At 53.1% G+C, this 11,768-nt stretch carries 5 protein-coding genes and 1 pseudogene; 4 read left to right on the forward strand and 2 right to left on the reverse strand.

What is annotated here, in order from left to right; translation table 11 throughout:
- Nucleotides 1-273: 273 nt before the first annotated feature.
- The gene (locus AC6ROY_RS19900; protein ID WP_500102341.1) at nt 274-858 is read right to left on the reverse strand and encodes a GNAT family N-acetyltransferase; all 585 of its coding nucleotides are present in this window, start codon (nt 856-858) and stop codon (nt 274-276) included.
- 418 nt (nt 859-1,276) lie between these two features.
- Complete coding sequence (locus AC6ROY_RS19905; protein WP_500102342.1) at nt 1,277-2,848, reverse strand: hypothetical protein; 1,572 nt, start codon at nt 2,846-2,848, stop codon at nt 1,277-1,279.
- 263 nt (nt 2,849-3,111) lie between these two features.
- On the opposite strand from AC6ROY_RS19905, the gene AC6ROY_RS19910 reads away from it, so the two are divergent.
- The 4 genes and pseudogenes from AC6ROY_RS19910 to AC6ROY_RS19925 form a co-directional block, all read left to right on the forward strand.
- Nucleotides 3,112-3,681 (forward strand): hypothetical protein, encoded by a 570-nt coding sequence (locus tag AC6ROY_RS19910; protein WP_500102343.1) that lies wholly within the window; start codon nt 3,112-3,114, stop codon nt 3,679-3,681.
- On the forward strand, nt 3,678-6,875 hold the full coding sequence (locus AC6ROY_RS19915) for a non-contractile tail sheath protein (protein ID WP_500102344.1): 3,198 nt from the start codon (nt 3,678-3,680) through the stop codon (nt 6,873-6,875). Before AC6ROY_RS19910 ends, AC6ROY_RS19915 begins: the two co-directional genes overlap by 4 nt.
- 57 nt (nt 6,876-6,932) lie before the next feature.
- A complete protein-coding gene (locus AC6ROY_RS19920) occupies nt 6,933-8,579 on the forward strand; it encodes a hypothetical protein (protein WP_500102345.1) in 1,647 nt (548 codons plus the stop codon).
- An 80-nt stretch (nt 8,580-8,659) separates the two neighbouring features.
- Nucleotides 8,660-11,768: pseudogene (locus AC6ROY_RS19925) on the forward strand (hypothetical protein); the annotation flags it as partial.

An 11,768-nucleotide genomic window follows, 5' to 3' on the forward strand; every position in this document is an offset into this window, starting at 1 on the left:
TGATCATTTGATGAAGATCGGATGAAGAACCGTTGGCGTCCGCGGCTAATCGGCGGTCCGGGCCATAACCGGGTCATCCGTCTTCGCTAAACCGGACGATCGCCAGGCTCTCGCCGGCGAAGCGGCTTGTCTCTACCAGTATACAGGAAGCGGCGGCGATGACCAAGTATGTGCCGCGAGACAAGGGCAGGGCAATTGTCACTTGCTGCCTGTTCGGTTGGTTGACATGTCCTTGCAAGCGCGGGGGTGGAGGGGGAGGCATAATGCTGAGCGTCAAAATTCAAATCCGCGCACCTTGGCATAAATCCGCGTATCCCGCAGCGAGCCGTCTCCAGCCGCGCAGTCGCGGCGTAAAGTCGCTTCGAGCGTGAAGCCCGAACGTTCGGCAACCGCAGCGCTGCGACTGTTGCGGCTGTCACAGCGAATCTCAATCCGGTTCGCGGTCAGCTCCTGGACGGCGAAGCGTTCGATGGCCGCTACTGCTTCCGTCATATAGCCGTGCCCGACCTGTGAGGTGCGGAGCCAGTAGCCGATCTCGAACTTGCGGGCCGCCCAGTCGATGCGATGCAATCCGCTGCAGCCGATCAGCGTCCCTGTTGCCTTCGCCAGCAGCATCAAACGGAGGTCGGAGCGTTCGAGGAAGGCCAGCCGCGCCCGCCGCACATTTTCCTCGGAGGCAGCGAGTGTTGGCGCATATTGCGCCCACGGCATCCACGGACGCAGCTCTTCGAGGCTTTCCGCGATAGCGGCGTTGACAAGCTTGCCGTCCCCCCAAAGCGGTGCGCGAATGTGCAGCCGCTCGCTGTCGAAGCTTTCCGGGATGTCCAGCATAATCGGAGCTGGAGTTAAGTGCGTCATCCGTCCCACCCCTGTATGTAAGAAATAAAAGGCTGGCATCAGCGTACCACAGACGGCGGACTCGGCTCAAGGAGCGCAAGGAGCAAGCCTGTTCCTAAAACTGTCTCTTGTGCGGCGCTTACCCGACAGTTGTCCCTTCCGGTTAGGGGAGTCTGGTTTTGCCTTCGCAACCTGCCCTGCCGGAAATGAAGTGTGCTGTCGCACCCGCGCTGCACTCGCTAGGGCGCAGTTAAAGCAGCGAAGCCCGGAGCGCACCTCGCCAGAACGTCGAAAGCAGCGAAGCCCGGAGCGCACCTCGCCAGAACGTCGAAAAGCAGCGAAGCCCGGAGCGCACCTCGCCAGAGCAGCAAAAAGCCGCCAAACGCCGCAGCCTGCTTGCGCAGCTGCCAGTCGTCGGACGGCCGAACGATCGATCGGTTTATTTGTGCTCGCCGAGCAAATAGTTATAAAACGGCTCGTCCACCCAGAAGTGGTACGAATTCACTTTAATGCCCGGCTTGATTTTTTCCAGCCCTTCAGCAATTTGCTTTGTTTTCTCAGGCAGGGAGAACGATTGCGCATAATAATGACCTTGATCAATCCGGTTATTGGCGATTTCAATGAAGGCAGGCTGCTTGAGCAGTGAGTAATACAGCGGCTGCCACCAGGAGGCTGTGATCAATCCCGGCTCATTCTCGCTGTCTTTTTTGGCGTAAGCTTCGATGATGCTGTTGAATTTGTCCTTTTGCTCCACCGTGTCAAATTCAAAGGAAAGATCGTACTCCTTCGCATAAGCGATGAAGTTGCCGTTTTCAATCTGCACGACCTTGTAGTCGTCAGACTGCTGCGGCTCGCCCCATTCCTTCAGATAAATGAAGGCCGACGTTTTCGGCTCCAGCTGCACCTTCGCCTGAAGCTGCTCGCTGCGCAGCAGGCCGATCAATTGGATCGCGTGAGCCAGGTCGCTGTGGCCGTAGGTCAGCGCGCGGCTTTTGTCGAAATGTGCGGTGTAACGGTCGTTCTTCAAGTTGTAGCCAGTGACCAGCCCCTGCTTGAGCGCTTCATCGACAATCGTTTGCAGCTCCGGCACTTGGATCAGATTATGCGTGTCGAAGGCCGCATGTATTTTGGAGAAAATATCGGCGTCGCTGACCGTTCCGATGTACCGCTTTGCTTCGCCGCGAATCGACAGCACGCGCTCCAGCAAGCCTTCGGCGAAGGCTTGGGAAGCCGCCGCATGAGGCTGGAAGCGGTTCTGCTCCGCTGTGGACAGCAGCCCCGCGTCAGCCGCCGCTGCGAGCTCCTGCGCCGCCTGCAGCGTCAGTCCGCTGCTGTCCGCAAGGCCGAGCTTGCTGAGCGCAGCCTTAACTTTTGCATCCGGGTATGTATAGGCGAGCTCCTTCAGCCCTGCGGCTTTGATCGCGATGTAGACGGCAGCGCCTTGCGTCAGCGTGCTGTCCCCGTTCAGCGCTCCGTTGCTGAGAATGCCCTGCTCATGCAGCGCGACTGCCGCCGTATACACCTCGCTGTCCGTCGCTACGTCTGTAAAAGGATTGTCGGCGGCCGTGGCGCCGCTTTTCGCGGGAGCGGCTTGCAGCAGCGCGGCTACTGCACGGACGAATTCGCCCTTCGACGGCGAAGCAGTCAGGCGCAGGCCGAAGCGGTCCAGCAGGTAAGCGCCGGCGCTGGAAGCGTCGGACGTCGTCAGCGCGCTGCCCGCTTGAGTGTTGGAGGCGGCCGGCGCAGCCCAGGCTTGGGGAGCGGCGGAAGTCGAGGCTGCTGCCGAAGCTCCGGTTTGTGCCGCAATGGAAGTCGAGGCTGCTGCAGCAGCTTCGGTTTGTGCCGCAGTGGAAGTCGAAGCAGTCGGGCTTGCCGTCGGCGCGGCCACGGCAGCAGGAGCGTCCTCCTGCGCGTAGGCGGCGAAGCCGGGTCCGCCGGAAGCGAGCAGCAGCGCGGTCAGTGTGAGCACCTTCCAGCCGGCTGGTTTTTGGGAGCGGGATATGAATGTCATGATTTTCCTCCTGTACAAGTTAATTCCGATGAAATGAGTCGGGTTATTAGCTGAATCATAACGTGTCTGGCGAAAGCTGTCAATTGCGAATTTTGGGATGATAATATTCGACATTCGACAAAATTAGCTAATGTGATTGTCGATTATTCGGTTTATAATGGGCTTGCTATGTTTTACCAAATAAAGCCTTCGAAAATTGGTGAAGCAGGATATAGCCAATTTCCCAACTACATAAATATCTTAGTCGAACGGAGTGGACGCACATGAAAAAATCAGTCACTTATCTCTTGTCCGCAGGACTGGTCGTATCCGGCACACTGCTGGCCTACACCAACTTGAGCTTTGCGGAGGAAAAGGAGCAAGCCGCGGAGGCCTCGCCTTACGTCGTCGCCCGCGGTCTGCAGCAGGCTCCGCCGCAGCTCAAGGCCAAGGAAGCGGAAGCCGCGATTCAGGAGACAAACAAGCAGTATGCGGATACGATGGCGCAGTGGCAGCACAAGCATGCTGGCGAAGCGACTGAGGAGCCGACCGTTGCGCGAGGCCGGTCGGCCGCGGCCCGCTCAAGCAAGCAGCCTGCGGAGCAGCTTGCACAGCAGCTCACGAACCAGCCTGCGGAGCAGGCAGGCGGTGTGAGCGTCGAGGACTACAAGCGCAGCATCCGGCAGGCGCTTGAGCAGCAGGATCATGCCAGAGCCTTCGAGCTGGCGACAAGTCTGCTAAGCGAGCATCCGAAGCATCCGGAAGCCAAGGCGGAGTACGCACGCGTGTATAAGCTTCATACTGCGGAAGTGTTGAAGAAACAGAGCGAGGTCATGGCAGGAGGCAACCGATGAGCAGACGAGTCCCTAGCCTGACCGCGGCAGGCATGTCGTTCCTTCTGGTCGTGCTGGCGCTGCTGGCATTCAGCCAGGACGCGGCGACCGCCGAGCCTGCCGCCGCTACGGAAGAAACAGCCTATAAGCTGAAGCCGAAATATATGGTCAACAATTTTAACTTCGATATGATGTCCGCCACAGTTACTCACGATGAGCATAACTTTGAGACGACGGGCAATTTTCGGACAAGCAAGGATTTCGATGTGATGTACTGGGAGGCTGAGGATTTGCACAGCCATCCGGACTTGAAATATCCGACTGATCCCGACTATTCCGATCTCCTACTGGAATACGATTACCGGATCACCGGCGATGCGGTGCCGATGGATCAGACGCCGTCGCCGACGCTTACGGTAGTTACAACAGACAATCGGTCGTATTTTATCCGGTTGTGGAATTATGTGGTGGACCGCCCGCAGCAGGCGTGGGAGCAGGCGCTTAGCGAGGAGCTGGGGCTGAGCTATTCCTTCCCTGTCGGGCGCGCGCCGGGCGCTGCTACCGGGGAATCGGGCAAAATCCGCCTTGATTTTAACAACCTCTATGCCGGTTGGGAGCCGTTTACTTTACAGCAGCCTACAGGCGAGGAGGGCGGGCCGGCGGTATGGCTGCCGAATCCCGAGTGGGTTAAGGTGCCGGTAAACGAGATCAAGCGGCTGGAGTGGGCTTTTGTGCCGCGGGAGTACGACTACAAGGAGACGGAAGCCGTTTATTTCACTGAATCCAAGCCTTTTTCCGTCCAGTTTCTGAACTGGCAGGTGTACGGAGATTCTTTCCTGATGCAGGAGCAGCCGATCCCCCCGGCGGGCAAAGTCCGGATCAGCGACGGCTATGACGACTCGTACAACTTGACGCCGGAGCGGATCGTCAGCGACTACAGTCGGCTGGGCTTCGGCGGCATTGTCGATTTCTATATCGGCGCGTCCCATTACTACGATAAAACCTACAATGGTCAGGACGGCATGGAGCTGGTGCAGGAGCAGCCGTTTAATCAAGCTTTTCGAGCATGGTACAGCAGTTATCTCAAGCTGCTGGCCGCGCGGGATACGAAGGTTGTCGCTTCGATTTCCATGGAAAATGTCGATGCGCCTCCGTCCTGGTGGCAGCGAACGTGGGACGGCCGCGCCGCGGAAACGTTCTGGACGCCTGCGCCCAAGCTGCTCAGCTTCACGAACCCGGACGTGCAGGCGTATTACCGCAGCTATGTGCTGGGCCTGGCCGAGCTGCATGAGCAGCATGGGCAGACGCCGATTATCCAATTGGGCGAGCCTTGGTGGTGGTATATGGATAGCTTGCCAGGCAGTCCGCCGACCTTCTACGATCAGGCGACGCGCAGCTTGTACCAGCAGCAGTTCGGTCAGCCGATGCATGAGTTCAAGTCCGCTTATGAAGCAAAAGCCGGCCATGAACAATTGCTCGGCTGGTTAAGCGCGCAAAACGGCAGCTTTTCGCTGATGCTGCGCGACACGTTAAAGGCGGCTCATCCGGCCGGGCAATTTACCGTGCTCCTTTTTATCCCGACCGTCGTCGACCCCGATCTGGCTCCGCCGATGATGAGCATTGTCAACTTCCCGGTGGAGCAGTGGAAGTCGCCTAACCTCGATTTCTTCATGATCGAAGATTACGACTACCTGATCGCCAACAATATGGAGAAGCATCGGCAAGCGTTGACCGTGGCGCAGCGCAAGCTGAATTATCCGGCTGACAAAATTCATTATTTATCCGGGGCGGATTCCACCAACAACGATACGATCTGGAAAAATATCGACCAGGCGATCAACGACGGCTTCAACATGAGGTTTGCCGAGGTGTACCTGTGGGCGTATCCCCAAGTGAAGCACAGAGGCTGGAGGCAGCCGGTGCTGATCGGGTCCAGCGTGCCTCCCGGCCTGCAGCCGGCAGAAGCTTCGGTTCAACTGAGTACGGCGGATGCCGCCGCATCCATTATTTATACGACGGATGGCCGGGAGCCTTCCCTGTCGTCTGGCGAGCTGTATGACGGAACGCCGATTCGGGTGGCTGACGATACGCGGATCAAGGCCGTCACCGTGAAGGAGGGGGCGGTCAGCCCGCCGGTGTACTTTGATTATCTGCTCAATCGTGCGCAGTACAAATACGACGCAGCAGGCAAGCTGCAATGGGAAACGTATTTTCAGGATGATCAGAAATACCGGATTACGTACACCTATGATTCCAACGGCAATGCTCTTAAGCAGACGACGAACAAAGTGTTCAACCTGTGGGGCAAACAAAATATCATTCCGGTCATGTCGGAAAATGCGTCGCCCGACGGCACGGCCAGCGCCAGCAGCTACTTCGGGGAGCAATATGCCCCCTACAAGGCATTCGACCATCTGGACCTGGAGCAGGCCTGGATAAGCAACGGCGTCCCGACAGGCTGGATTGCGTTCAAATTTCCGGCGCCGAAGCGCGTAATTTCCTACAGCCTTCTGCCGCGCAATGAAATAACGGCAATTGCCGCATCTCCGAAGGCATGGACGTTCGAGGGCTTCGACGGAACAAGGTGGAACGTGCTGTCTACGGAAACCGGAGTGACCGACTGGAGCATCCGCGAGCCCAAAGTATTTAACGTTCAAACGGCGGGCAGCTATTCGGAGTACCGGATTCAGATTACGGAAAATAACGGATTTTGGTACACCAGTATCGGTGAAATTGAAATGCGCGACGGGGACGACGAAGTTGGAATGATTGAGCAGAACATCATCCCGGCGATGACCGGCAATACGAGTGCTTACGGCACGGCCAGCGCGGACAGCGAGTTTGGACCCAGCTATGCGGCTTATAAGGCATTTGATCATCTCGATTCCGAGCAAAGCTGGATCACCAACGGTTCCGTGCAGGGCTGGCTGGACTATCAATTCCCGCTGCCCAAGCTGGTGCGCTCCTATAAAATTACGCCAAGACATGATCCGTCTACCTTGGCATCTGCGCCTAAAAGCTGGACGCTGGAAGGCTTCAACGGCCGCAGCTGGCGGGTGCTGTCCACCGAAACCGGTGTGACGGGCTGGCAGGTGGGCGAGCCGCTGTCGTTCACCGTGCAAAGTCCGGGTGTGTTCAGCAAGTACCGGCTGAATATTACGGACAATAACGGACATTGGTGGACGAGCGTCGGGGAGCTTGAGATGATGCAGTGAGCGAGCTCTACATGGAGCTTGACGTAAAGTGGAAAAACGGAAGGGGATAGCTGATTCGTGAAATACAAGATACTGCTTATCGTTATGATGATTGCACTGTTTATTCCTTCATATCCGGCAAATGCGGCTACCTACTATTACGATCCAGCAGGAAAGCTTAAGGAGATCATGACTCCAGAAGGAGCCATTACTTACAAGTATGATCGTAATGGCAATACGCTTGAAAAAGTCGCAACTGGCAATATGATCGTCAACGGTAACTTTGATAACCAAGCAGGTAAAACGGTTGAAGTCGCTGATCATTGGAAATCGGCTCATGATCCGGGCGTTACGGTACGGAATGAGGTTGTAGCAGGCGGAATGTCGGGGGGACAAGTCCAAAAAATAGCTGCCGAAGCTATGCCGACAGGCACAAGATCTTACTTGTATCAGGATGTTGCGGTGGGAGCGAACCAAACCTTTGTGTTTCAGACCTTATTAAACCCGGCACAGTTAACAGGCAGCAAGCTGGTCGTATCCTTAAACTTCATGAATGCCCAAGGTCAGTACGTAGGTGCGATCATGAAGGATGTGCCTGCCGCATCGGGGTATACCACGCACACGATCCAAGGCGTCACGCCTGCCACCGCCATACAGGTGCGTATTCACGTTTATCTGGAAGCACGAGCAGCCGGGGCAAGCGGAACGTTTTATATCGACCAGACAAGCCTTCGTTACACAAGCGAGGATAACCTGTTGGCCAATGGTTCGTTTGAAGCCTACACCGCTGACAGAGGCGGAGTCGCTGATGGATGGAATAAAGCAATAAGCGGCTTGCTGCGGGATGAAACAGAAGTGGTGCGCGGGGGGACGTCCGGACGCTCTGTACAAAAAGTGGCCGCAGCTGAGATGAAAAGCGGAAGTCGTTCTTATCTTTATCAGGATATTGCTGTTGAAGCAAACAAGCCCTATGTGTTCCAAGCCATGGTCAATTCTGCGCAATTGGTGAAGAGCAGCATTTTGTTTTCTCTTGATTTCTTCGATGCGAACGGCAATTATGTCAGCGCAGCGGTGAAGCAAATGAAAACGACCTCCGGGTATACAGCCCAAACGATCCAAGGCATCACTCCTCCAGCTGCTGTCGGGGCGCGTATTCACGTGTTCTTGGAAGCGAACGCGGATGGAGCGAGCGGAGCATTTTACATCGACCAGACAAGCCTGCGCTATGCAAGCGACGAAAACTTGTTGGCGAATGGCTCGTTTGAGCAAGTGAGCCGTGCTTCAGCGGAAACCGCAGATGGATGGAATGTAGCACGCGAGGGTTCCATGGAAGTTGACGCTCGGGTGGTTGGGAACAGCGACTGGGGGACGAATCAGCAAAAGATATCAGCCGATGCCATGTCAACGGGAAATCGAGTCTACCTTTATCAAGATGCCGTAGTGGAAGGCGGCCGTGACTATACCTTTCGAACGATGCTGAATATCGCTCAGCTGACGCACAGCAAGGTGGTGATAGCCTTGGGCTTCTTTGATGAAAACGGTACGGTGACGGGAACCGCTAGCGAGCTCATTCGATCCGCTGAAGGCTATAAGGAGCAAGTCGTACAAGGAGTAACGCCAGCCAACACAGCAAGGGTACGCGTACATATTTATTTGGAGGCGGAAGCCCCGGGAGCATCGGGAGAGTTTTATGCCGATCAGGCTAGCTTTGTTTTGGCGAGGTAGGTCTTGGTCAAGTTCAGTTATGAATGTGAAAAACGAGATGTTATTTATTCAGGGCATTGCCTAAAGGAGAGAATGCAGCTGTGATAAGAAGGCAGTTAAAAAGATATGTGGCGCTACTGGTATTGTGTAATTTGCTGTTGTCCCAATTTATGACTCCTGTAGAGACACTCGCTTCAGAAAAATTTAAGGTTGATGCACCCATCCAAAGCCAGCCGTCAGCAGAAGCAATAACCTTAGATTCCTTGAGCGATGCTTATCAGGTACCGCAGCTTGAGCTTGTGCAGGAGCTAAACAAAGGCTATTCCATGCAGGAGCTGATTCAGGCATTGAATATGCATCAGCGTTCGGGTCAGACATTAAGCGGGGCTTTGCATCAAATTAACCCATCTATTTTGGAAAATTTGATGGCAATAAATTTTTCGCATAGAGAAGTCGAACAAGTATCCAATGTAATAGATGGCGTTTACCGGGATAGCTTAGTTACGCAGCATGCCGATTCTCTAACGACAAGTATCAACCAAAGTGTAAATCAAAGTGTGTATGGAAATGTATATAAAAGTTCCTTATTAAGGGGTATGCTTGCCGCTAGTCAGGAGGAATACCCGACCAGTTATGATCAGGTTGCGGTTGCCAAAGCTTCGTTAAACACAAATTCGGCTCCTTATTCGGTTGGCAGTGGCGCAGAAAATGTTTCGTTGACCAACGGAGCTCTTCAATTGGCATACACGGATCTTGTTATTCCAGGGGATGGGAATATGTCCTTTTCTCTGAAGCGACGTTATGATAGCAACGATTCTCAATACTATGACCGCTACGTTTCATACGAACGTTTAAAATGGGTCCAATTTCAACCTGAATTGGCCACAAGGTTATTGCTTACGCCTTCTTTAGAGCCTGTTGATCCGAGGGTAGGTCATGCAACTGATTTTTTCTACTATCAAGATCCTTGGGGAGCCTATTATTTATCGCAAGTACAGGCGGGCAATCCTAGAAGAACACAAGATGTATACTACCCTGGCGAAGCTGTGGAAGAACAGGAATTCGGTCAGGAGCTGACTGATCGCTTCAGAAAAAAATGGAGTTACGTGGATCCGGATGCCCCGACATCGGCTTCACAGCGTTTATGGGAAAGAGAGATTAGTTTAGCAGGAATAAATATGCTTCTTCGGGCATTCCCAACAGGTAATATACGTATGAATCCTCAATTTGATGGGATTTCGAAGAAGGCGCCGAAAGATGAGCCAATCATATTCGGGTATGCGAATAGAACGCAGGTCATACCTAACGAGTTTAGATCTGCAATTGGTAAGGGCTGGAGCTGGGATATTCCGTATATTGAGTACAAAGCGAACAAGCGAGTCCTTCATTTGTTTGATGGCGCATCATACGAGATTGATACAAATAACAAGCTTAAAGGATACCCGTGGGAGGATATAAAGATTGCGACAGATGAAGATGGCATTCCGCGGTCGCTAACTTTTTTAGACGGTCGTGTACTCCAATTCTCTAATTCCGGGCAATTACTGCAAATGTACTCCCAGGATAACCCAAGTAGTGCCTTTAAGTTTGAATATGCGGGGCTAGCCCTCTCTAAAATTGTAAGCCCGCGGGGGCTTGAAGCAAAAATAGTCTATAATACTCTAAAAGCCACGCTGACGTACGGAGATCAGGTAATTACCTACGACAAAGTCCGCGATCCACAAAACAATAAAGAGCTGCTCGCTCAAGTTACTGATCCTATGGGCAGAAAAACTCAATATACGTATGAAATTAAGGAGACTCCGTTTGATCTGGTAGGCGGCGGTCGCAGTATTGATAATTATATGGCTCTTCTGAAGCAGGTCTATCATCCGACGAAGGCGAGAACGGATTATAAGTATTCCACCTTTACGCGTGCCCTAGGGGAGAAAGCGACAGAAACCGCCCATCGTATTGCGTCGAGGGAAGAGGTTGTAACCAATGCGGATGGTCATACAAACACTTATTCTCACGTAGACTACACGTACGACGGGGACGGGGCTGCTGGAGCCCAGCAATCGATTTCTTTTTCCACAAAGGTGAATAATGGAAGAACCGTTACTACACATAGCTTTGATAAAGTGTATATTGATGCGAATACGCCCGAAGTGCTGTACAATACGCAAATTGAAAGAACCGACGGAGCAACGATTCAACAAGAGTTTATGGAATATAACCGAGAAAAGCGATGGCCTGTTCCGATTAAAACGAGATCGAAAACAACGAAAGGCGCTGAAAATTCAAATGAACTACTGGTGGAACGAGACTACGATAGCTATGGCAACCTGCTGTCGGAAACGGACCCGTTAGGAGCAAAAACGACCTTCACGTATAAGCCTCTATCCAAACAACTAACTACTGTACATAAACCTGTAGACGGTGGGCTGTATTCTTTTACAGAAATAGATTGGGTTCCTGGCAAGCATGCCATCCAAGAGGTACGTGTTAAAGCAAATGATGCTTTGGGAGATGTTCTGGCGAAAACCAATTATTCGTATGATGGTCAGACACGCCCAATTACAATTAAGTTAACAGGCTCGCCTAAGGACACGATAGTGACCAATGAATACAGTGCAGCGTCATACGGTGCTCCAACCAAGCAGTCTGTGACGGTTACAAATGCTGATGGTGTGGAAAGTGCAGTAGTCCAGAAATATGAATACAATGTGTGGACAGGAGCAATGACCAAGCACACCAACGGCAGAGAATTCGTATCAGAATATAGCTATGACAAGTTAGGAAGGATGACACGGGTTCAAAACCCTGATGGCAGCTCTAAGACAGTAACCTATGGGGACTCAGACAATTCTGTAACGGCAGTGGATGAAACGAATGTTGTCACTGTAACGATGTGGAACCCGCTAGGCTGGAAAGTGTCGGAGGGTATCCAAGGGAAGCCTAAGCAAGTGTACCATTATAATTCCTATGGGCGTATGGACTGGAGTGAGGACGGCGCAGCGAATCGAACAAAGTATAATTACGACCAGTGGGACCGGTTGTTGAGCACACAATATCCTGATAACTCAAATACTTCGACGGCTTATGATGACATTCATCATGTTGTGGTTCAGACGGATGGAGAGAGCAATAAAGTCAGGAACGAGTACAATTTCATCGGCCAGCTTGTGAAGAAGCAGGCTTACAATAGTAACGGGCATTTGTTATCTGAAA

The organism is Paenibacillus sp. sg306046 (assembly GCF_059821225.1).

Coding starts and splice junctions, on each gene's coding strand:
- AC6ROY_RS19915 (WP_500102344.1), top strand. CDS start 3,678: ATGAGCAGACGAGTCCCTAGCCTGACCGCGGCAGGCATGTCGTTCCTT.
- AC6ROY_RS19900 (WP_500102341.1), bottom strand. CDS start 858: ATGACGCACTTAACTCCAGCTCCGATTATGCTGGACATCCCGGAAAGC.
- AC6ROY_RS19910 (WP_500102343.1), top strand. CDS start 3,112: ATGAAAAAATCAGTCACTTATCTCTTGTCCGCAGGACTGGTCGTATCC.
- AC6ROY_RS19905 (WP_500102342.1), bottom strand. CDS start 2,848: ATGACATTCATATCCCGCTCCCAAAAACCAGCCGGCTGGAAGGTGCTC.